This is a genomic window from Paenibacillus aurantius (assembly GCF_032268605.1).
GTDB lineage: Bacteria > Bacillota > Bacilli > Paenibacillales > NBRC-103111 > Paenibacillus_AO > Paenibacillus_AO aurantius.
Genome location: NZ_CP130318.1, coordinates 5232763 through 5254222 on the forward strand (window position 1 = coordinate 5232763; position 21460 = coordinate 5254222).

Consider the following 21460-nt stretch of genomic DNA (forward strand, 5'->3'; position numbering starts at 1 on the left):
GGGGAGCCGAAAAGCCTGCGGAATCCGGGGACTGCTCCAACTCCAATGAGATTTCCCCGTCCGTCCGGCTTTAAGCCCCTACCTGGAGCCGGTACATCCGGTAGTACCGGCCCTGCCGCCGCATGAGCTCCTCGTGGCTGCCCCGTTCGACGATTTCGCCGCGGTGCAGGACGAGGATCTGGTCGGCCTCCTTGATCGTCGACAGCCGGTGGGCGATGATGAAGGTCGTCCGCCCTTCGCTCAGCACCTTCAGCGCCGTCTGGATGAGCCCTTCCGTCTCGCTGTCGATGCTGGCCGTCGCCTCATCCAGGATGAGGATGGCGGGGTCGAAGGCCAGCGCGCGGGCGAACGAGATCAGCTGGCGCTGGCCGGCGGACAGGGTGCTTCCGCGCTCCACCACCGGCTCGTCGTATCCCCGGGGCAGGCGCTCCACGAAAGGAGCCGCTCCGACTTCGCGAAGCGCCTGCTGCACCCGCTCGAGCGTAATCTCGGGGTTATACAGGGAGACGTTGAACTTGATGTCCCCGGCAAAAAGAAACGGATCCTGCAGCACGATGCCCATGTGCTTGCGCAGCGCCTGCTTCGAGAAGGAGCGGATGTCCTTGCCGTCGATGGTAATGGAACCGTCATCCGGTTCATAGAAGCCGAGCAGCAGGTTCATGATGGAGCTCTTGCCGGAGCCGGTATGGCCGACGAGCGCGACCGTCTCGCCCCGCTTCGCCTGGAAGGAGATGTCGCGCAGCACCGGGATCCCCTCCTTGTAGCTGAAGGTGACCCGGTCGAAGGCCACCGTGCCTTCGGGACGGGGTACCGAGGAGGCGGCATGGCGGCGCTCGGCCAGTCCGGTGACGGAAGCGGCGCTGCTCGCTTCCAGCATGGCGCGCTCGCCTTCCCCGTATTCTCCGGGCTCATCCATGAGGTTGAATACGCGGTCAGCCGAGACGTAGGCCCGCTGGGCGTTCATCAGCTGATCAAAGATGCCGATGATCGGCTGGGTGAAGCGGCTGAGGTAGTCGATATAGGCGTACAGAACCCCGAAGGAAATGGTCGTCTGAAGCGCCTGGCTACCAAAATGCCAGACGACCAGCGCGGTCACGAGGCTTCCGATCAAGCCCACCGCATTCCGCGAGGACAGGGAGAACACCCGGAACTGCTTGCGCTGGTTGCGGTAGCGGTCCATGTTCAGCTCCTCGAACTCGGCGATCGTCTCCTTCTCCCGGCGGAAAGCCTGGATAATGGGCATCACGTTGATCCATTCGTTCAGCCGGGCATTCATGTCCGCAAGACGGGCCCTCATGATGGTGATGTACACTTTGGAGAAGCGGAGATGAATCCACATGATAACGGCCACAATCGGCAGAAGGGCCGCCGTGTAAAGGGCCAGCCGGGCATCCAGCAGGAAGAGAGCGGCCAGGATTCCGATGATCGTCGCCCCGCTCACCACGAAGGTGGCCATGAAGCTGATGAACAGCTCCTTGATGGCCTCCGTATCGTTAGCGATCCGCGACACGACCTGGCCGATCGGGGTGCTGTCGAAATAGCGGACCGGCATGCGCTGGATATGATTCATCAGATCGGTCCTCATGCGGCGGATGATCTGAAGCGCCGTCCCCTGCAGGAGGTACGACTGGACATACGTAAGGATGCTTGTCGCCAGCAGAAGGGCGACATAGAGGCCGATCAGGCGCAGGACGGCGGCATAGTCCCGGCTGCCGCTCGATATGTGCTGGTCAATGATGATTTTGGCTATGTAAGGCCCGGCCAGCTGGGCGCCCGTCGACACCAGCAGAATCAGCAGCGCCCAGGCGATGCGGCCTTTGTACAGCAAGGCATAAGCCAAGAGACGCCGGAACACGGTCGTTTTCGTTCTCATCGGGATGGTTCCCTCTCTTCCTCCAGGCTCGCTTCCATCTGTTGATGATCGTATTGACTGCGGTACCAGCCCCTTAGCAACATCAGCTCCTCGTGGGTTCCCTCCTCCACGATGCGCCCTTCGTCCAGGACGACGATCCAATCCGCATGGCTCACCGCCGACAGCCGGTGGCTCGAGATCCAAGTCGTGCGGCCAGCCCGCACCTGACGGATATTATGGAGGATGGCGCTTTCCGTCCGGGCGTCGACGGCCGATAGGGCATCGTCCATGAGAAGGATCTCCGGATCAATCAGGAGTGCCCGGGCAATGCCGAGCCGCTGCTTCTGACCGCCGGACAGCATGACGCCGTTCTCGCCGATAACGGTGGAAAGCCCGTCCTTCATTTGGGTTAAATCAAGCGAGAAGGACGCCAGCTCCATCGCCCGCTCCACCTCCGCTTCCGTCGCCTGCTTACGGCCCAAAGCGACGTTTTCCTTGATCGTTTTGGACAGAAGCAGGTGCTCCTGGGGAACATAGCCGATCCAGCTCCGGATCCGGTCGACGGCCAGCTCTTCGATCGGCACGCCGGAGAGGAACAGCCGTTTCGGCTCGACCGGGTACTGCCGAAGAAGCTGCTTCAGCAGGGTGGATTTGCCGCTTCCGGTCCTCCCGACAACGCCTATGGTTTGCCCTCTGTCCACCTTCAGATGAAGATTCTCCAGGCTGTTGAATTCCGCTCCCGGATAACGGAAGGACAAGCCGCGAAATTCCACCGTGTCGGGAACGGCCACTTCGGCCGGATGCGCCGGGTCCTGCACGTCCGCCTTCTGGGACATGGAAGTCTCCAGCCGGTCTACCGAAGCGCTCCCCCGCTGAAGGATGTTGATGAACTCCCCGAAGGAAATCATCGGCCAGATGAGCTGGCCCAGGTAGATGTTGAAGGAGACGAGCTGACCGAGGGAAATCTCGTCGTGAAAGACAAGATAAGCTCCGTATGCAAGCGTTATCGAATAGCTGATTCCGACGATGGTGGAAATCACCGGCTGGAACAAGGAGTTGACCGCCGCCACCTTGAGGTTCTTGTCCATCACATCGGTGGTAACCCGATGGAAAGCCTCCGCATCGTCCTCTTCCTGCACATAGGAGCGGATTACCCGCATTCCGGAGATGGATTCCAGCGCCTGGTCGTTCATCTTGCCGAAGGCGGCCTGCGATTCAAGAAAACGCCTGCGCATGGCTTTGCCGAGCCGGTTAATCGCGTAGGCCAGGAACGGAAGCGGAATCAGGGAGGCCAGCATAAGCTTGTAGCTCGTGAAGGAGATCATCGTGATGAGCACGACGGTAATGCCGATGACGGTATTGACCAGGGTAAGCACGCCGTAGCCCGCGGTGTTGCTTACGGCAATGACATCGTTGGTGGCGAGCGCCATGAGATCGCCCGTCCGGTTCCGGTGAAAGAACGAGGGCGTCATCCGGGTCAGATGGGCCAGAAGCCGGCTGCGGAGCGTTTTCTCGAGCAGGATGGAATTGCCAAAAAGAGTGGTGATCCACAAGTAAGTCAGGACATAGCCCGCCACCGCGAGACCGACGAGCAGCAGTACCGTATGGGTAAGCCCTTCTCTGGTCAGGCCGCCCGCCTGAATCGAGTCGATGGTGTTGCCGATCATGCGCGGAGGAACCATGCCCGCCACCGTCACGACCGTCATCATGAGGATCGCGGTCACATAAGGGACCCGCTGGGCTCCGAAAAACCATTTAAGCTTAAGAATAAAGGACACACGAATTCCCTCCGTTTTCCAAAAAAACAGAATACCTCCAGTATACCCCACCCCCAATAAAGCACAAGCCCACAAATCGTTATAAAACCCCTTCCGGAAGAGTTTCCCATAAGGCGTTTGGCGTATAAATCCTTAGGTTAAATAAATACTATAGCCATGGTTCATACCAAACCGGATAAGGAGGTGCTTTCCATGAGAGGACTTAACGTACTATCCTTGATTCTGCTAATCATTGGCGGGTTGAACTGGCTTCTTGTCGGTCTTTTCCAATGGGATCTGGTCGGTGGACTGACCGGCGGCATGGACAGCGTGCTGGCGCGGATCGTATACATCATTGTCGGTCTTGCGGCCATCTACGCTTTCAGCTTGTTTAACAAAGTGAACGAGGAAGACCGGACCCCGGCCCGCTAAGCGGAAAAGGGATTCGGCATCGGGCAGTCGGCGCCCCGCGCCGGCTGCTTTTTTGCTTGCCGGTTAAGGATGTCCGCCCTCATACTAAAAAACCGCCCCGAAGGGCGGTAGGCGGAGCCGGCCTGCGCCTCCCGGCAGGGGAGCCTGCAGGCCGCGGGCGGCCGGTTAGTCCAGTACCTCGACATGGCCGTGGTTGCTGCGGATCACATGCACCGCTTCCGGCCAGTCTTCGGTGCTTACTTCTGCGGTCAGCACGTAGCGGAGATCCGCCGGGTCGCCGTCGTAATGGCTATCGCGGTTAATATCCTTGTCCAGCTCATTCAAGCCGACAAAGGCGGCCAGGCCGGAGCCGTTATCCGCCCCGGAGCCCGTAGCGGCCGAGCCGCCCACATACCCGCCAACGCCCGAGGTACCGTTGGTTGCCCCTAGTGCGAAAGGAACAAGCAGCGGGGCTCCGCCGCTGTACCCTCCCTGCAGCTCGCCGACCTCCAATCCTTCCGTTGTTATCGTCTGGAGGCGGATGCGGGCATCCTCCGCTTCATTTTCGGTATGAAAATACGCTTGAATTTTTCTTCCCATGGCTCATCTCTCCTTTGGTTGAGTAAATGCCGGATCCGCAAGGTTGCTTCCGTTCTTAAGGGCTTACTTGACCTTGGAAGCGTTCCCTCAAGCGGCCTGACAGGCATTTGGTCTTCTTCCCATTCCTTACCCGTTTTGGGGGCAAGTAAACCGGGCGGAGACGACAAGGACCGGTAGACTAGAAACGCTAGTCCGCCGAAGCCTGCACTGCTCTGGGGGCGGACCCATCCCGACCTTGCTCGTCTGCATAGGCCATGCCGGATAAGGAAAGGCTAGTAGCTCCTTAAAGCCCTTATTCTGCCCGACTGGAGGCCTGTTAGATGATCATTGACCGGATTGAAACCTTTCCCTTGTTTCACAAGCTTCGGGAGCCTTACGGAGACGCGAACGGATGGAAGGCCTACCGCACCTGCTACCTCTTCCGAATCACGACCCGCTCGGGCCTGACCGGCTGGGGGGAGGCGGCGGACTGGCTGCCGGTACTCGACCGCGGCTTTCAGGAGCGGATTATCCCCTTCCTGACAGGAAAGCGGGCCGATGAACGGACGGTTCTCGTGGAGACGGTCGGCAATTGGAATAAGCGTGCGGCGGCCGGGGTAAGCCTTGCGCTGACGGAGATTGCGGCAAAGGGTGCAGGCCTTTCCGTCAGCGGACTGTGGGGAGGAGCCCGGCGAAGCCGACTCCCGGTCTATGCCTCCCTCCAATCGTACCGTCCGGGGGAGGATTGGGAGAAGCGGTCCCTGGAACAGGTGGAAAGGGTGCTTCAAGCCGGCTACCGGCAGCTCAAAATCAAAATCGGGGGAAAGCCGGCCTGCGAAGACAGGCAGCATGTGCGGGCCGTCCAATCCCTGTCCGGCGGGAACGTTCCTTTGATCCTGGACGCCAATCAGAGCTACGATGCCGCCGCCGTCAAGGAGTGGGAACGGCACTGGGCCTGCTGGGATAACCTCAGCTGGCTGGAGGAGCCCCTTCCCCTGGACCGGGCCGCCGACTACCGGCTGCTCCGGGCGTCCCTGAGCATTCCGGTCGCCGGAGGGGAAAACCTGGCCGGCCCCGCCAAGCTCCTGCCGCTGCTCCAAGCCGAAGCGTTCGACATCAGCCAGCCGGACCCTCTCCACAGCGGGGGAATCGACGCGTACCGGGAGATGCTAAGCCTTTCCCGCCTGTACGGCAAGCGGGTTTCGCCGCATACTTATGACGGGTCGCTCTCCCGGCTGTATGCCCTGACGGCCCAAGCCTGCCTGGAGCCATGGAGCAAGATGGAGAACGAGAACATCGAGCCCGTCGAATGGGACGTCATGGACAATCCGTTCTCCCGGCTGTTCCCTCTGGAGCCGGTTGACGGATTCGTCTCCCTGCCCCAGGGGGCCGGCATCGGCCTGGAGCCCGATGAGGAGATCCTCCGTCACTACCGGTGGGACGGAAGCATTTATTCGTGAGCGCCCGGCTCGTACGGCTTGGTCCGGACGGCCGTTTCCCGGCCGAAAATAAGCAGCCCGGCCACCCCGAGCAGAATCACTACCGTGAACATCCCGAAGATGGCGGCGTAAGGAAGCTTAAGCATGACCAGGTAGCCGACCAGGTACGGGGCGATCACGCTGCCGATGCGGCCGATGCCGGAGGCAAGGCCCGCACCTGATGCCCGGACCTCCTCCGGGTAGCTTTCCGGCGTGTAGGCGTACAAGGCTCCCCAGGCCCCCAGGTTAAAGAAAGAGAGCAGCGCCCCGGAAGTCATGAGGAGCGCCGTTGACTCGCTGTAGCCGAAGAGAGCGGCCATAAGGGCCGTCATGACGAGGAACACGGCGAGGGTAGCCTTGCGTCCCCAACGCTCCACGAGATAGGCCGCGGCAAAATAGCCGGGCAGCTGGGCCAAGGTCATGTACAGGACGTATTCGAAGCTGCGTATCGTCGTGAAGCCCTTCGCGATCATGACGGAAGGAAGCCAAAGGAACATGCCGTAATAAGAGAAGGCCACGGCGAACCAGACGATCCACAGGGCGGCCGTCTGTCTCCCGTGACTCGTTACGAGGGTTCCGACCGGAACCCGGCTCTGAACGGCCTTATGCTTAGGCGACTCCGGGATCCCCCGCCGGACATAGAGCGCATAGACGATGGGAAGGGCTCCGATGAGCACAGCCGCGCGCCAGCCGTAGTCCGGCATCACGAAGTAAGCGATCACGGCGGCCAGGATCCAGCCCACCGCCCAGAAGCTCTCCAGCAGCACGACCGTCCGTCCCCGTTTCTCCGGGGGAGCGACTTCGTTGACGAGGGTAGAGGCTACAGGAAGCTCCGCTCCGAGCCCCAGGCCCATCAGCACGCGGAAGACGAGCATGACCCCAAGTCCCGGGGAGAAGGCGCTGCCAAGGCTTGCGAGTCCGAACAGAACGAGGGTAAAGAGAAACACGGGCTTGCGTCCGATGCGGTCCGCCCAATAGCCGCCCACCACCGCCCCTATGGCCATTCCCGCCGTCGTGGCCGTTCCGAGCAGGCCGCCCTCCGTCGGGGAGAGCCCCCACTCCTTAGTCAGCTGCACGATGATGAACGAGAGAAGACCCACATCCATTGCGTCAAACATCCAGCCGAAGCCGGCCGCCCAGAATACTTTCCGATAGGATGAAACCATCCCGTTTCCCCCTTAATTACAATATCTCCATACTATACCCCATTTTTGGCAGGATTTAACCAGCACCCGGGAGGCATCGTCCATTCGGCGCCACTGGAGAAGACAAATTCCAGCCCGCGGAACCTCATAAGAAAAGGCCCCGTTACCATCCCGTCAAGCAAGCGTGCTTGAATCCGGACTTCAACGGGGCCCTCCATCCGGGCCATGGCGCCTCTCGGGCCGATCAGCTTAGCGAACTCCAGCTTTCCCGCTCGATCTCCCAATCGAGCATGCCGTCGCGACTGCCCGTTTGGACGAAATCGGCCTTCTCCAGCACCCGGCGGGAGCCTGGGTTATCCTGCAGGCATTCGGCCGTCACCCGGTCCACTTGGCCGGTAGAGAAAGCCCACGTCAACAGGGCTTTCACCGCCTCGGTCGCATACCCGCGGTTGTGGACCTCCGGGAGGAAGCCGTAACCCACCTCCACGGTTCGGCCGGACGGCTTGCCCTTGAAGCCGAGGTCGCCGATGACCTGGCGGGTCATTTTGTCCACCACGTACCAGACTCCCCAGCCCATCTCTTCCGGATCCTCCTCCAGCCTTTCCAAATATGACTCCACATGGGGGCCGATGGGATACTGTCGGCTTACTTCCTCTACATTTACAGGGTTAAACGGGATGAGCTCCAGACGTTCTGTCATGATCATCGTCTACGCTTGTCCTCCTTCTCCGCTCGCCGGGTTGTAATAACTATGAATCATCGCATCCATCACTCGGCTCGTCCGGGCGGCGCTTTCGCCGGTGCTCGGGCATGTCCCGGCTCCCCGCAGTTCGTTCACGATCGTCTGGATGAGCGGCTGCTGGATATGGGCCGGTGTCTCATGCGGAATGTCCCGCGTGCCGGCCGCTGTCGTCAGTTGGATGGGCTCCGTCCCGAAGGTAGAGAAGCTGAGCTTCCCTTCCGAGCCGAAGACCACGTTCCGGTCCGCGGCCTCTCCGGCGCAGAAGCACCAGGTTCCGGTTCCCTGTACGCCGGACTCGAACACATAGGATCCGGTTACGAGATCCTCCGCCGGGTAAAGCCCCGCCCGGTTGGCGGCGTATCCGTTTACGGCCGTAACCGGTCCGAAGAGATAATCCAGAATGTCGAGCGTATGGCTCGCCAAATCAAGGAAATAGCCCCCGCCTGCAATCTCAGGCTTTACCCGCCAAGGCTGCTTGTCCGGATCCGCTTCGGACGGCCTCGCCTGCCGCAGAAGGGTAGTCTGGACGAAACGGGGCTTCCCGATCGCTCCTTCCGCAAGCAGCTCCTTGATCTTCAGGAAGCGCGGAAGCATCCGCCGGTAATAAGCCACGAAGAGCGGAACCCCCGCCTCCCGGCAGGCGCGGATCATCTCTTCGCATTCCGCGAAGCTCATCGCCATTGGCTTCTCTACATAAACCGGCTTGCCGGCAGCCGCGGCCGCCAGCGTATAAGGCTTGTGAAAGGCCGGCGGGGTGGCGATATAAACCGCGTCCACCTCCGGATCCCGAATAAGCGCATCGGCATCGTCGTACCATTTCGGCACTCCGTGCCGCTGCGCATAATCCGCGGCCTTCGCTCCATCCCGCCGCATGACCGCCACCAGCTCGGAATGTTCCGCCTTCTGAAAGCCCGGGCCGCTTTTGACCTCGGTCACATCCCCGCATCCTATTATGCCCCAACGTACGCTTGCCACCTGGAATCCCCTCCATTATCTGCTTGGTGTCACTTGTGCCCTATCCGCAAAGGAAGTTCTGCTTCCCTATTGATTTTTGCGCGCATACAGAAGTTATTCCGCCATCAAAGTTTACCGGATAAGGCACCAGGTTAAACTTGCTTCTATTGTAACGTGATGTCTCCACGCCGTCGAACAGTTTCGGCCTACTTGCCCAATGCCTCCCTCTCCTCCCCCGAATAGTTCGGGCTCTTTGGTAAATCCTACGAAGAAAGGAGGATTCGGCCCATGTTGTTCTTTAAAGCCCCCCCAAAAGAAAAACCGGTACCGCTTGCGGCCGGCCTGCCGGATGAGCCCGTCTCCCCATCGGTATCGGAAACCATTCAATGGCTTCAGAAGGAATTCGGCCATTCCAGCGATCTGGTGGTCACCCGTTACAAGGACGCCGAGAAGGAACTAGCCCTGATCTATGTCGATACTCTGACAGACAAGCAAAAAATTCAGCACGTGCTTCCGCATCTCAACTCTCCTCAGGTGCCGCTGTCCTGGCCGCCTTTCTCTTCTCCAAGCGCCCAAGCCTGCCGGACCTACCCGGAGGCTGTCTCCGCCCTTCTGGAGGGCTATGCGGCTATCGCCCGCGAGGGGATGCCCGAGCTGATTCTCATCCAGGCCGACTCGGCCTTTCAGCGGGATGTTAAAGAGCCCGAAGGCGAAAGGGTCATCAAAGGCGCACATGAAGGGCTTGTGGAAAGGCTGGCCATCAACGTGCATCTCATCCGCAAAAGGGTCGCGCATCCGAAGCTCATGATCGATCATTTGTCGATCCATACCGAGAACCGCACCACGATCGCCCTGCTCTACATTGACGGCAAGGCGGACCCCGACGTGATCCGGCAAGCCAAGGACCGCCTTAAGGAATTAGCGGGTGAACCCCTTTTGTCCATTAACCGGGTGGAGCAGACGCTTGAGGAATTTCCTTATTCCCCGTTTCCTCAAATCATTAATACGGAAAGGCCCGACCGGCTGACGAGCAACCTGATGGAGGGACGGATTGTCCTGCTCATGAACGGTTCTCCGGTAGGACTTATCTTTCCAATCTCGTTCCTATCGCTCTACCAGTCTCCCGACGATTACAACAACCGCTGGCTGGTAGGCACCTTCTTCCGGATGATCCGGCTGTTCAGCTTCGTCACCGCCATAACGCTGCCTTCCCTGTACATAGCCGTCGTTTCGTTTCATTTTGAGGTCATCCCGAACGAGCTTCTCTTCCCTTTGAAGAACTCCGTGCAGGACATTCCGTTCCCTCCGCTTGTGGAAGCCATCATCATGGAGCTGACCATCGACCTGATCCGCGAGGCCGGGGTCCGGCTGCCCACCTCCATCGGCCAGACGATCGCCATCGTCGGAGGTCTCGTTATTGGGGACGCCGTCGTCAAGGCCGGTCTCGTGTCCAACATCACGATCATCATCGTGGCCCTGACGGCGATCGCTTCTTTTGCCGTTCCGTCCTCGGATTTAAGCGGAAGCTTGCGGATTCTGCGCTTTCCCCTCATGGTTGGGGCCGCCATGTTCGGCTTTCTCGGCGTAGTGATCGGCTTCCTGTTCATCCTGCTGGAGATGTGCCGGCTGGAATCCTTCGGCGTCCCTTACCTGTCCGTCCTGGATTCCCGGCTGCGGCAAACCTTCAAGAAATTCATCCGGCTGCCAGGCGGTGGAACCGATGGCTAAAGAGGCCGGCCGGCTGACACTGCTGCACTTCTTCTACTTCCTTCTGAACGCGCAGATCGGGGGAGGAATCCTCAGCCTGCCCTACCGGGTTTATACCGCCGCGGGACATGACGGGTGGATATCCATTCTGCTCACAGGAGTGGCATGCGAAGTGAACATCCTGGTCATTTGGGCTCTCATGCGGCGTTATCCGGACTGCAATGTATACCAGATCATGCCGCGGCTTCTCGGCAGGAGGGCGGGGAAGGTCTTAATGGTACTTTATGCGGGGTATTATTTGGTTTTCGCGGGTACCTATATCTCCGTCTATACCCGTACGATCCGGACCTGGATTCTGCCGACGACTCCCCGCTGGGTCGTGATATTCCTCCTCGTCGCTATCGTTTACTGCATCGCCCGCGAGAAGACCAAAACAATCGCCCGGCTTTTTCTGCTGCTGTCCCCGCTTATTCTGACCCCGGTTATTCTGGACCTGTTCACCCTCCGGTACGCCCATCCGCTGTATCTGCTTCCGGTGGGGCAGACCGGGTGGAAGGAGCTCCTGAAGGGCGGGGAAGAGACCCTAACCATCCTGTATGGATATGACATGATGTTCTTCCTTTACGCTCGAACCCGCGGCTCCGACAAGGCGAAGCTGTACTACGCTCTAGTTGGGACGGCGGGGGTGTGCTTTCTCTATACGTATACCTTTGTCATGAGCGCCATGTTCTTCAGTCCCTTGGAGATGCCCTTGGTTCCCGAGCCGGTCCTCTATATGCTTAAAGAGATTACGTTCAAAATCGTGGAGCGGACCGACCTGCTCTTCCTTTCGATCTGGATCATCATGGCCATCACAAGCGCCGTCAGTTACCTGTATGGCTCTTCCTTGGGAGGAGCCGAGCTGTGGAGAGGCCATAGCCGCAGGAAGCTCATGCTCCCGCTGGCTGTCGTCAGCTTTCTCATCCCCTTATATTTGAACGATGAATGGAAGCTTCAGGCCTGGAACCAGGTGATTACCAGATGCAGCCCGTTCGTCACCTTCTTTATCCCCCTGGCTTTGCTGGCCGTCTCCCGCTTCGCTAAGAATAACAAAGGAGGGTAGGCCATGGGTTTTTACAAAATGATCCGAATGGGAGTCCTCCTCCTCATCCTTCTTCCTTTAACGGGCTGCTGGGACCAAAGGCTGCTGAAGGATTCCCTTCTCTTGATTGCATCCGGCTTCGACGTGGAGGACAATGGAAATGTCCGGCTCACCATGGCCGTTCTGTCTCCCCGGAACAAGGTGCTGGTGTTCAGCGGGACCGGGCTGTCCCCTCACGATGCGCGCAACAAGCTTGAAGAGCGGATGCCGGGCAGGCTCGACAATTCCAACAACCGGCTTGTGCTGATTGGTGAAGCGGCCGCCAAGAAAGGCATCTACCCGCTCTTAGATATTTTCTTCCGGGACCCGTCAAGCGCCCTGAATGCCAACATCGGGGTGGTCAAAGGGTCGGCCGAGAAGTACTTTACCCGCCATGCCAAGGATAAAATGGAGACCCTCCAGAACATTGACAAGATGTTTACCGACAAGCGGCAGACCAACCACATCCCGCTCGCCAACATCCAGTCCATTTGCCCGATCTTTCTCGATCCCGGTGAAGATATTATTCTGCCGTATCTCGCCGATGAGAAAGGGGATCTGTCCATTATCGGCAACGCCCTATTCAACGGCCTGAAAATGACGGGAACGCTCGAAAAGGATGAGTCTATTCTCTGCATGCTTCTGAAGGGCAGCATAGTCCGAACCGCCTCCTTTACCTTCCCCGTGAAAGGAAAAAAGGGACCCGCTTCCCCGCTGTCTTTCCAAATTTACAATAACAAGCGTAAGCTGCAGGTGAAGGCGGGACCGGGAGGCGTGGACGCCCGGATCGATCTGAAGCTGAATATCGAGATCATGGAGTATCCTCCGGATAACCTATCGGACCAGGATACGGCGGGCCGGATTGAAGGGCAGCTTGCGGATGAGCTCACCTCCCGCTCCCGCCGCGTGCTGGAGAAGCTGCAGAAGGCGGACTGCGACTTCCTTGGCATCGGCCGCCGGGTCATCGCCTACTATCCGTCGTATTGGAAAGAGACGGACTGGGACAAGGACTACCCGAAAGCGGCGATGACCCCGGAGATCCGTCTGCATGTGCTGAAGCACGGCATTCTCAATTAGGCTATGGCCCGGAACCAAAAACCCGACCGCATCCGGTCGGGTTTTTGGTTTATCCGTTTGGACTTCAAGAGAATCAAGCCTACAGCAGCCCCTCGAGCTTCCCTATCGCTTTCTTAAGGCCAGGAATCCGCTGGTCCTTCAGGAGCGCGAGCATGCCTTTGATCAGCACCGGCTGAGGCTCCGGCTTGGCCGCTTCCTCCTCCAGGAGCCGGAGGGAGGCCAGCGCCTCCTCCGCCCGGGAGGGATCCCCCTCTCCGCTGCCGTTCCAGGCTTCAATCAGCGCCCGCAGCTCGCGGACGGCTTCCTTCCAGGCAGGGACCCGGCCGGGCGCCTGCCCGCCTGCCCCTTCCAGAAGCTCGGCCAGGACCGCTTCGCCGAGGAGAGGGGGCCGGGCCTTGCCCATCATGCCGGTCATGGTATCGTCCACGCGGTCTACGATAAACTCCGCCAGCTGCTCCGGGTCGAGCACCTTGTCATAAAACAAGATATAGAAGAGATACTCCGACAGCATGCCACCGAGGAGAGTCGCCCCATCCAGAGCGTACGGCTCCGCTTCTTCCCCGTAGGCCGCCACAATCCTCCTGCGGTGACTGTCGAGAATGCCCGCTCTCAGCCCGAACAGCAGCCTCCGAAGCTCGTCGTTCAGGCTGAGGGGCTTCTCCTGCATCTGCATGCAGAGAAAGCTCCGGTGCTCCTGCAGAAACTCCACCTGCCGGAGGATAAGCCGCACGAGCCTTTCCCGGGGAGACAGCCTCCCCTCCTGAGGCCTCTCGGCCTGCAGCTGCATAATCATATCCCCGTAATACTGATAGACCGACAGAAGCAGGTCTTCCTTGGATGTGAAGTAGAAGTAAAGCGAGCCCTTGGAGATGCCGAGCTCCTCCACGATGTCCTGAATGGAGGCGGCATGATAGCCTTTGCGGGCAAAGCACCGGATGGCCGCCTCCAGGATGGATTTTTTCTTGTCATTCACCGGTATTCCGCCTCCTTATCCGCCATGCTCACTCCGCCTCAGTCCGCCAGGACGGCCGACCGGTCGGAGCGTTTCCGGCGGCTGAACTTCATCAGGAATTCATAGACAATCGGAACGATCAGGAGCGTCAGGAGCGTAGAGCTCACGAGTCCGCCGATAACCGTTACCCCGAGCCCCTTGGAGATGATCCCTGCGCTCTCGAAGCCGAAGGCGAGCGGAAGCAAAGCCCCGATGGTGGCGAGAGCGGTCATGAGAATCGGACGCAGCCGGGTCGAGCCCGCCTCGAGAAGGGCTTCCCGCGTGGTCAGGCCTTCCTTCTCCTTGTGAATGACGCGGTCGATGAGCACGATGGCGTTCGTCACCACAATCCCTATCAGCATGAGGGCACCCATCATGGCTGAGACGCTGAGGGATTCTCCCGCCGCCAGCAGACCGACCAGGCCGCCGATGACGGTAAACGGAAGCGAGAACATGATGGCAAAAGGAGCGAGCGCCCCGCCGAAGGTAATGACGAGCACGAGATAGACGATCGCGATGGCGGCCGCCATCGCGAGCCCCAGCTGGGTGAACGTCTCCAGGATCTGCTCGGCCACGCCGCCGAACTGCACCTCGACGCCCGCCGGCTTCTGCAGCTCGTCCACCTTGGCCTTCAGGTCGTTGGACGCCTTGTTCACGTCTTTCGCCGTAATGTCGGCCGATACTTTGACCACCATCTTGTTATTGTTGCGCTCGATCGCGTTAGGAGAGGTCCCCTTCTCCACCTTGGCGACATCCTTGATCGGCACCTGAATGCCGAGCGGCGACGTCAAGGTCGTATTCTCGATGTCCGCGATGGACTGGAATTGATTTCCGTCCGCCTGGACATAAACATTATAGGACTTGCCGTCCACGGTTACGCTCGTCAAGGACGGCGTTTCCCGAACGGGGGCCAGCTTCATCGCCAGCTGTCCGGCTGTCAGCCCGAGGCTGCTCAGCTTCTGCTGGTCGGCGACCAGGGTGTACTGGTCATACGTTTTGGACAGGCTGGTGTCCACTTTCTCGAAATGGCTGTCGCCTTTCATCAGCTCGGTAATCTGATCGGTGACCGGCTTGATGGCTTCCAGGGTCTCCCCGTATACGCTTAGCTCCAGCTTGCTGCCGCCGACTCCTCCGCCGCCCTCCATTTCCTTCCAACCCCCGCCTTTGACGGTAGTCCGGAGGGCTTCCAGTACGGCTTTCTTCTCCTTATCAAAATCCTTCGTATCGCTCTTATACTGGGCATAGAACAGAGCGGACTTGGACGGTCCGGGGCTGAACGGATTTTTGCCGCCTACGGAGTATTGCAGGTTCTCCACGCCCGGCCGTTCCAGAATAAGCTTCTCCGCCTCCAGCGCCCGCTTCTCGACATCCTCGAGCCGTTCGCCCGGAGCCGGACTGTAGGTCACCATCACGTACTTGTCTTCCTGGTCGGGAAGGAAGCTTACCCCGATCTTCGGAATCAGGAAGAGGCTTCCCACCAGCAGGGCTACGGCCAGCAGGAACGTGACGAGCTTGTGATTCAGGGACCAGTTCAGCACCTTCCGGTACCCCCCCGCCAAGCGGCCCGGCTTGTCATGATCCGTGTGCTTCTTCTTAAGCCCCCGGCGGAAAAGCGAATGGGCCAGCATCGGCACCACGGTAACCGCCACAAGCAGGGAAGCGAGCAGCGCGAACACGATGGTCAGAGCAAACGGCAGAAACAGCTCGCCCACCATCCCGCTGACGGTTCCAAGCGGCAGGAATACCGCGATCGTCACGATGGTCGAGGACATAATCGGCACGAACATTTCCCGTGTCGATTCCAGAATGAGCTCCTTGCCGGAAAGCTTCTCTCCGGTGAGCGACATGCGCCGGTATATGTTCTCGATGACGACGATGGAGTCGTCCACGACCCGGCCGATGGCGACCGTCATGGCTCCAAGCGTCATAATATTAAGCGTAATGTCCATCTGCTGGAGCAGCAGGACGGCAATCAAGAGCGACAGCGGGATCGAGATGATCGAGATCAGCGTCGTCCGCAGGTTGCGCAGGAAGAGCAGGATGATCAGCACGGCAAACAGGGCGCCGAACAAAGCCTTGTTCAGCATGGTGGCGACGGATTCTTCGATCGGCTTGCCCTGATCCAGGAGCACCACCAGCTGAAGATCCTTGTGGGTGTCGTTGAACTTCCGGATTTCTTCCTTCACGCCGTTAACGACTTCCACGGTGTTGGCGTCGTTCGCCTTGACGATCTGCAGGCCGACCGATTCCTTCTGGTTCGTGCGGGAGATCGACTCGGCTTTCCCGACCAGCTGAATGTCCGCAAGCTCCGACAGCTTCACGGTCGGGATGCCCTGCGGGGCGGCGCCTGCGGCGGGCGGCTCACCGGCCGCTGCGGCTCCCGCGACGGGGTTCGCCGCCGCGCCCTGACCGGCAGCGCCGCCAGCAGCCGGGCCTGCGGCTTGGCCGGGCACTGCGCCGGCCGCACCGGCCGCACCTGGCATCGCGCCGGCACTTCCGGCCGCGCCTGCTCCCTGGCCTGCCGCCCCACCGGCTGCGCCGGCCGAGCCGCCTGCACCCGCTCCACCCGGGATGACCGGGATCGCCAGGTTCTTCAAGCCGTCCAGGGTGGTGATCCGGCCGTCGACGACGACGGCTTTATCGGACTTGTCCAGCTCGTAAATCCCGAGGGGAACCTTCACGGCCGAGCCTTGAACGATCCCTTTCACCGTTTCCTCGGAAAGGCCCAAAGCCTGCAGCTTCTCCTTGTTGAAGGTGAGCTGAACTTCCTTAAGATACTGCCCGGCGATGCTTACGCTCGCCACACCCGGCACGCCTTCCAGCGCAGGCTTAAACTCCTCCTCCACCACCCGGGTCAGCTCCTCGAGGTCCTTGCCGCCCGCCGCGCTTACGGAGATAACGGGAAAGGAGTTGAAGCTGATTTTGCTGATTTCCGGCTTCTGGGCCCCTTGCGGCAGCTTGACGGCATCGACGGATTGGCGGATGTCATTCATCGCCTTATCCATATCGGTGCCAAAGTTGTACTCCAGCGTAAGTGAGGAGACATTCTCCATCGAGTTGGAGTTCAGGTTCTTAAGTCCGTCCAGATTCTTCAGCCGCTGCTCGAGCGGCTTGGTCACCTGCTCCACGACGCCCTCCGGCGCAGCGCCCGGATAAACCGTGGTCACCACCAGGTACGGGAGGCTGATATTGGGCAGCGTCTCCTGCTTCATGTTGAAGCCCGAATAGAGACCTGCAGCCGTCACAATGAGCGTCAGGATCCAAATTGCAAATTTGTTGGTAAGCGAAAAACGAATAATGCCTTTCATACGGAATGTCCGGCTCCTCTCCGACTTGCTTTTTTCCGAATCGGCACAGTTGACCGTCCGGTCGGTTCTACGTTCATTATGGCAAAATATTAACCCTTCGGTCAAATGAACGAATCGTTACAATCTCAAGCCGTGCCAAGGCTTAGGGAGGCGGCAATCCGGCCCTCCGGACTTTCGACCGTCCGGTCGAATGAATAAAGCTTTGGAGTAAACCGTCTCCCGATCCGGGGAGTTCGCGGAGGTAAACGCAGGCCTGGTTTACGTTTGTTTTGAAGGGAAGTCCCGGGTCTGGTACAATACGGGGGTCAGATTAGGTTAACCCATTAAAGAGTAAGGAGGGACCGCATGGCCTCCACCCGCAAGCTGGTGACGAATCAAGACCTTAAGGAAGCGATGGACCGGGGCTTCTCGATCCGCGTCTTTCAGAACGACCTCGTGGTCGGGCACCGCGGAAGGATCATCCGCTTCGACGACCAAACGGTGTATATTCAATACGGGGTGAGCGAATTCACCTATCACGACCGGGACGAGTGCGAATTTTTCGGGGTTATTTAGTGCCCTATTTGTGGATGGGGTACTAGCCGGGGAGCGTGATCCGGAACCTTGTGCCCTCTCCCGGGCTTCCCTCCACCTCTATCCCTCCCTCGTGCATGTCCACGATTTTCTTCACGATCGCAAGCCCCAGACCGCTGCCTCCGGCTGCCCGGCTGCGCGACCGGTCCGCCTTATAGAACCGTTCGAAAATGTGCTCTTTCTCCTCCTCGTTCAGCCCGATTCCCGTATCCGTCAGCACGACGCTGACCTCCTTCCGGGTCCGCACGGCCTTTACCGTCAGCGTTCCTCCCGGGGGCGTAAACTTGATGCTGTTATGGAGCAGATTGATCCACACCTGGCTCATCAGCTCCTCGTCCGCCGTCACCGTTACCTCCTCAAGCTCCGCCTCCACCTCGAGCCCCTTCTCCGCCCACTGGGGCTCCAGGGAAAGGATAATGCTCTTAAGCTGCCGGTCCAGCCGGTAAAGCTTAGGTTCAAAGGGATGGTGCTTCGATTCGAGCGAGGTCAGCTTCAGCAGATGATCGCTCATGCGCGAAAGCCGGCTGCTTTCGGTCTCGATGATGCTCAAGTAATGCCGCCTCGTCTCCAAGGGAAGGTCCGGATTCTGCAGAGCACGGGCGAAGCCCCGGATGGACGTAAGCGGCGACTGGATTTCATGCGAAACGTTGGAGATAAACTCCTGCCTCATCGTTTCCAGCTCGCCAAGCTCGGCGGCCATCGTGTTGATGCTGTCGACCATATCCCCAAACCAGTTTCTTCCTTTCGCTTTATTCTCAATGGAAATATTAAAATCCCCCTTGCTCATCCGGCGGAAAGCGTCGAGGATCGGCTGAAACGCCCTTTGCTGCTTAGGCCTCGTCATATGGCCGGCGGTCATGGCGCTTCCGAAGATCAGGAAGAGGCTGATGCCGTTACTGAGAAGCTGGCGGCCGTAAGCCGACGGGCTCCATCCCGTCCATGCCGTTATTCCGTTCCCCGCGTAATAAGCCGCCGTCCAGACTCCCCACAGAAACAGAATCCACGCGAGGACCCAAGCCAGCACCTTTCCCGCCTGTTTCGCCTTCATACCGAAGCCTCCAGCCGGTAGCCAAGGCCGCGGATCGTCCGGATGCGGAACGAATGCTTGTCTTCGGGGAACCGCTCCCGCAGCCGGTTGATGTGAACATCGAGCGTTCGCTCGTTGCCCTCAAAATCATAGCCCCAAATGTCCTCGAGCAGCTGCTCGCGGGTCAGGGTCTGGCCGGGGACGCCGGCCAGCTTGAACAAGAGCTCGAATTCCTTCAGCGGGAGGCTGACGGACCGCCCGTCGGCAGAGAGCTCGTACGTTCGGCGGTCCATGAAGAGGCCCCCCGCCTGGACCGTCTGGGACGAAGCGATGCGGTACCGCTTCAAGAGCGCCCGGACCCGCACGACGAGCTCGGGCGGGTCGAACGGCTTGACAAGGTAATCGTCCGCCCCGAGGTTGAAGCCCTTCACCTTGTCCGCCGTCTGCCCTTTGGCCGTCAGCATCAGGACGGGAATATCGTAATGGCGGCGCAGCTCCTCCGTCAGGGCCCAGCCGTCCATCCGCGGCATCATCACATCGACGACGGCGAGAACGGCCTTCGTCTCCTGCAGCCTCTCCAGAGCTTCCGCCCCGTCGGGGGCTTCCGTCACCTCAAAGCCCTCCTGCTTAAGGAGCACATGAACGAGCTCCCGGATATGAGGGTCGTCATCGACGACCAGTATGCGGTTCATCCAGCCCGCCTCCTTCTATCTTTAATCGGTGAAACGGTTCATGCCGTTAACAAGCGGGATTAACCGTTATCGGAGTTAAGGATTCTGTCAGCTCCCCGCATTCCGCACCCTGCCCGGAGCCGGTACGGACACGCGCACGGATCCTGCATCCCGCTCCAGCTTATGCTCATGCGCCGGCTCTTGTCCCCGTTCCTGCCCTTGCTCCCTGTCTCCCGGCATGCGCAGCTGATGGTCCGCGAACTGGCGGTACATGTCGTGCGTCCGGTACAGCTCGGCGTGGGTGCCGATGCCGGTCACCACTCCTTTATCAAGAAAGACGATCTGGTCCGCATCGATGACGGTGGACAAGCGGTGGGCAATGACCAGCGTGGTCCGGCCCTTCATCAGGTTGGCAAGTGCCTGCTGGACATACTGCTCCGACTGGCTGTCGAGCGAGGAGGTCGCTTCGTCCAGCATGAGAATGTCCGGGTTCCGCAGGAGAGCCCTCGCAATGGCGAGCCGCTGGCGTTGGCCGCCGGACAGCTTAATCCCCCGTTCGCCGACCTCCGTCTCATAGCCGTCGGGGAATTCGCGGATAAATCCGTCGGCATAGGCCATTCGGGCGGCCTTCTCCAGCTCTCCATCCGGCACCTCGCGGCCCAGTCCGTAGCAAAGGTTATCCCGGATCGTTCCCGAGACGAGCGGGCTCTCCTGCGAAACATAGCCGATCCTGCTCCGCCACGATTCCAGTGAATAATCTTTCACCGGATCCTCCCCCAGCCGGATTTCTCCTCCCTTAGGCGTATAGAAGCGCTCCATCAAGGAAAAAAGCGTCGTCTTCCCGCTCCCGCTCGGCCCTACAATGGCGGTGACCTTGCCCGGCTGCATGGTGAAGGAAACCTCCTTCAGCACAGGCTCCTCTCCGTAGGAGAAGGACACGCGGTCTACCGCAATCGGCTGATGGGCATTCCGGACAGCGCGTCCCGCCGTCCGGTCCTCGCCATCCGCCTGAAGGGTTTCCAGGATGGTTTGGGTAGCGCCGACGGCTTTCTGCCACTGGGTAAAGAACTGGGTCAATTGGCCGAACGGAATGACGATCTGGAAGAGATAGAGGAGGAACGCGGCGAGCTTTCCTGCCGACAGCGTGCCGGTCGACACGCGCCAGCCGCCGTAGCCAATGACCAGGACCATCAGGGAGGTGATCACCAGCGCCATGACCGGCATGATCAGCGCCTGGATTCGGGCCTCCTTCAGCCCATAGCGGAACAAGGTGTCGATTCCGGACCTGCCGTTCGTGTGCTCCACGGGCTCGGCATTGGACGATTTGACAAGGCGGATTTCCGACAGTACCCGGCTCAGCACGGAGGTAAAGCCGGCCGTCTCCTTCTGGAGCCCGACCGAGACGCGGTACATTTGACGGCCCAGGGGCATCAGCACCAGGGCGGCGAAGGGAACGACAACCAGGAGCACGAGCGTCATTTTCCAGTCCATGTAGAACAGAATGGAGATGGATCCGATGATGGAAATGATCCCCGTTACGAAGCCGGACAAGTGCTCGGTGATGAGGTTCTTGACGACGGCCGTATCGTTGGTCATCCGGGAGATCGTCTCCCCCGTCTCGTGCTCGTCGTAGTACGAAACGGGCAAAGCGAGCAGCTTTGACCAGAGCCGCTCCCGCAGGGAAGCCACCAGCTGCTGTCCCAGCCGGTTAAGCAAATAAACGGATACGGCTCCGCCGACTGCCTGCAGGACGAAGGCCCCGACGACCATAGCCATCTGGGAAGGCTTCAGGGAAGTGAGCGAGCCTTGGTCGATGATGGTTTTCGTCAGCAGCGGAATGAGCAGGGACGCGAGCGTCGTAAGGATGCTCATCGCCAAGGCGGCGGCCAGCTGGCCCATGCGGGGCTTCGTGTCCCGGATCAAGGCCAGGAAGACGCGCCCTCCTGGACGGGGGGATGCGTTCGTTTGAGGTTCGGGCATGAATGTCTCTCCTTTACAGCCCGGAGATTCGACCGGGACTTTTCGTCTTGATTATGATTATAGAATAGACCGCGTGTGTAAATGGAAT

17 protein-coding genes are annotated in these 21460 nt (G+C 59.7%); 6 read left to right on the plus strand and 11 right to left on the minus strand.

The features are described 5' to 3' along the window. Positions 1-70: 70 nt before the first annotated feature. A complete protein-coding gene (locus tag MJA45_RS23640) occupies positions 71-1873 on the minus strand; it encodes an ABC transporter ATP-binding protein (protein WP_315604352.1) in 1803 nt (600 codons plus the stop codon). Continuing rightward, the gene (locus MJA45_RS23645; RefSeq protein WP_315604353.1) at positions 1870-3630 is read right to left on the minus strand and encodes an ABC transporter ATP-binding protein; all 1761 of its coding nucleotides are present in this window, start codon (positions 3628-3630) and stop codon (positions 1870-1872) included. Before MJA45_RS23645 ends, MJA45_RS23640 begins: the two co-directional genes overlap by 4 nt. A gap of 192 nt (positions 3631-3822) precedes the next feature. Between MJA45_RS23645 and MJA45_RS23650 the strand changes: the two genes are divergently transcribed. Further along, the gene (locus MJA45_RS23650; RefSeq protein ID WP_315604354.1) at positions 3823-4041 is read left to right on the plus strand and encodes a DUF378 domain-containing protein; all 219 of its coding nucleotides are present in this window, start codon (positions 3823-3825) and stop codon (positions 4039-4041) included. A gap of 165 nt (positions 4042-4206) precedes the next feature. Here the strand turns inward: MJA45_RS23650 and MJA45_RS23655 are convergent, their stop codons facing one another. Continuing rightward, a complete protein-coding gene (locus MJA45_RS23655; RefSeq protein WP_315604355.1) occupies positions 4207-4620 on the minus strand; it encodes a hypothetical protein in 414 nt (137 codons plus the stop codon). Positions 4621-4940: 320 nt separating this feature from the next. Between MJA45_RS23655 and MJA45_RS23660 the strand changes: the two genes are divergently transcribed. After that, on the plus strand, positions 4941-6059 hold the full coding sequence (locus tag MJA45_RS23660; RefSeq protein WP_315604356.1) for a mandelate racemase/muconate lactonizing enzyme family protein: 1119 nt from the start codon (positions 4941-4943) through the stop codon (positions 6057-6059). Here the strand turns inward: MJA45_RS23660 and MJA45_RS23665 are convergent. The 3 genes from MJA45_RS23665 to MJA45_RS23675 all read right to left on the minus strand — a co-directional run bounded on the left by MJA45_RS23665 (position 6050) and on the right by MJA45_RS23675 (position 8939). Beyond that, positions 6050-7243, minus strand: a complete 1194-nt coding sequence (locus MJA45_RS23665) for an MFS transporter (protein WP_315604357.1) — start codon at positions 7241-7243, stop codon at positions 6050-6052. The two genes, MJA45_RS23660 and MJA45_RS23665, sit on opposite strands and share 10 nt — an antisense overlap. A gap of 223 nt (positions 7244-7466) precedes the next feature. Then, positions 7467-7928, minus strand: a complete 462-nt coding sequence (locus MJA45_RS23670) for a GNAT family N-acetyltransferase (RefSeq protein ID WP_315604358.1) — start codon at positions 7926-7928, stop codon at positions 7467-7469. Between the two features lie 3 nt (positions 7929-7931). Beyond that, positions 7932-8939, minus strand: coding sequence for a Gfo/Idh/MocA family protein (locus MJA45_RS23675; protein WP_315604359.1), 1008 nt, complete (start codon positions 8937-8939; stop codon positions 7932-7934). 267 nt (positions 8940-9206) lie between these two features. Between MJA45_RS23675 and MJA45_RS23680 the strand changes: the two genes are divergently transcribed. Genes MJA45_RS23680 through MJA45_RS23690 form a run of 3 tightly spaced genes read left to right on the plus strand, consistent with a single transcriptional unit; the run spans position 9207 to position 12822 of the window. Next, positions 9207-10646 carry a spore germination protein gene (locus tag MJA45_RS23680; protein ID WP_315604360.1) on the plus strand — a complete coding sequence of 480 codons (1440 nt, stop codon included), beginning with the start codon at positions 9207-9209 and terminating at the stop codon, positions 10644-10646. Further along, entirely contained in the window at positions 10639-11727 is a 1089-nt protein-coding gene (locus tag MJA45_RS23685; RefSeq protein WP_315604361.1) for a GerAB/ArcD/ProY family transporter, read from the plus strand. The genes MJA45_RS23680 and MJA45_RS23685 overlap by 8 nt, the downstream gene beginning before the upstream one ends. A gap of 3 nt (positions 11728-11730) precedes the next feature. Then, positions 11731-12822 carry a Ger(x)C family spore germination protein gene (locus MJA45_RS23690; protein WP_315604362.1) on the plus strand — a complete coding sequence of 364 codons (1092 nt, stop codon included), beginning with the start codon at positions 11731-11733 and terminating at the stop codon, positions 12820-12822. 79 nt (positions 12823-12901) lie between these two features. Here the strand turns inward: MJA45_RS23690 and MJA45_RS23695 are convergent, their stop codons facing one another. Next, the gene (locus MJA45_RS23695) at positions 12902-13795 is read right to left on the minus strand and encodes a TetR/AcrR family transcriptional regulator (protein WP_315604363.1); all 894 of its coding nucleotides are present in this window, start codon (positions 13793-13795) and stop codon (positions 12902-12904) included. 38 nt (positions 13796-13833) lie between these two features. Continuing rightward, positions 13834-17121 carry an efflux RND transporter permease subunit gene (locus tag MJA45_RS23700; RefSeq protein WP_315604364.1) on the minus strand — a complete coding sequence of 1096 codons (3288 nt, stop codon included), beginning with the start codon at positions 17119-17121 and terminating at the stop codon, positions 13834-13836. Between the two features lie 345 nt (positions 17122-17466). On the opposite strand from MJA45_RS23700, the gene MJA45_RS23705 reads away from it, so the two are divergent. Next, the gene (locus tag MJA45_RS23705; RefSeq protein ID WP_315604365.1) at positions 17467-17676 is read left to right on the plus strand and encodes a hypothetical protein; all 210 of its coding nucleotides are present in this window, start codon (positions 17467-17469) and stop codon (positions 17674-17676) included. A gap of 22 nt (positions 17677-17698) precedes the next feature. Here MJA45_RS23705 and MJA45_RS23710 read toward each other — a convergent pair whose 3' ends face one another. From MJA45_RS23710 to MJA45_RS23720, 3 genes are all read right to left on the minus strand, one after another. Next, positions 17699-18742 (minus strand): HAMP domain-containing sensor histidine kinase, encoded by a 1044-nt coding sequence (locus MJA45_RS23710; protein ID WP_315604366.1) that lies wholly within the window; start codon positions 18740-18742, stop codon positions 17699-17701. Beyond that, positions 18739-19413: a response regulator transcription factor gene (locus tag MJA45_RS23715; RefSeq protein WP_315604367.1), complete on the minus strand. Its 675-nt coding sequence runs from the start codon at positions 19411-19413 to the stop codon at positions 18739-18741. Before MJA45_RS23715 ends, MJA45_RS23710 begins: the two co-directional genes overlap by 4 nt. Before the next feature lie 87 nt (positions 19414-19500). Continuing rightward, entirely contained in the window at positions 19501-21372 is a 1872-nt protein-coding gene (locus MJA45_RS23720; RefSeq protein WP_315604368.1) for an ABC transporter ATP-binding protein, read from the minus strand. Between the last annotated feature and the right edge of the window lie 88 nt (positions 21373-21460).

Coding starts and splice junctions, on each gene's coding strand:
- MJA45_RS23640 (WP_315604352.1), bottom strand. CDS start 1,873: ATGAGAACGAAAACGACCGTGTTCCGGCGTCTCTTGGCTTATGCCTTG.
- MJA45_RS23650 (WP_315604354.1), top strand. CDS start 3,823: ATGAGAGGACTTAACGTACTATCCTTGATTCTGCTAATCATTGGCGGG.
- MJA45_RS23655 (WP_315604355.1), bottom strand. CDS start 4,620: ATGGGAAGAAAAATTCAAGCGTATTTTCATACCGAAAATGAAGCGGAG.
- MJA45_RS23660 (WP_315604356.1), top strand. CDS start 4,941: ATGATCATTGACCGGATTGAAACCTTTCCCTTGTTTCACAAGCTTCGG.
- MJA45_RS23665 (WP_315604357.1), bottom strand. CDS start 7,243: ATGGTTTCATCCTATCGGAAAGTATTCTGGGCGGCCGGCTTCGGCTGG.
- MJA45_RS23670 (WP_315604358.1), bottom strand. CDS start 7,928: ATGATCATGACAGAACGTCTGGAGCTCATCCCGTTTAACCCTGTAAAT.
- MJA45_RS23680 (WP_315604360.1), top strand. CDS start 9,207: ATGTTGTTCTTTAAAGCCCCCCCAAAAGAAAAACCGGTACCGCTTGCG.
- MJA45_RS23685 (WP_315604361.1), top strand. CDS start 10,639: ATGGCTAAAGAGGCCGGCCGGCTGACACTGCTGCACTTCTTCTACTTC.
- MJA45_RS23690 (WP_315604362.1), top strand. CDS start 11,731: ATGGGTTTTTACAAAATGATCCGAATGGGAGTCCTCCTCCTCATCCTT.
- MJA45_RS23700 (WP_315604364.1), bottom strand. CDS start 17,121: ATGAAAGGCATTATTCGTTTTTCGCTTACCAACAAATTTGCAATTTGG.
- MJA45_RS23705 (WP_315604365.1), top strand. CDS start 17,467: ATGGCCTCCACCCGCAAGCTGGTGACGAATCAAGACCTTAAGGAAGCG.
- MJA45_RS23710 (WP_315604366.1), bottom strand. CDS start 18,742: ATGAAGGCGAAACAGGCGGGAAAGGTGCTGGCTTGGGTCCTCGCGTGG.
- MJA45_RS23715 (WP_315604367.1), bottom strand. CDS start 19,413: ATGAACCGCATACTGGTCGTCGATGACGACCCTCATATCCGGGAGCTC.
- MJA45_RS23720 (WP_315604368.1), bottom strand. CDS start 21,372: ATGCCCGAACCTCAAACGAACGCATCCCCCCGTCCAGGAGGGCGCGTC.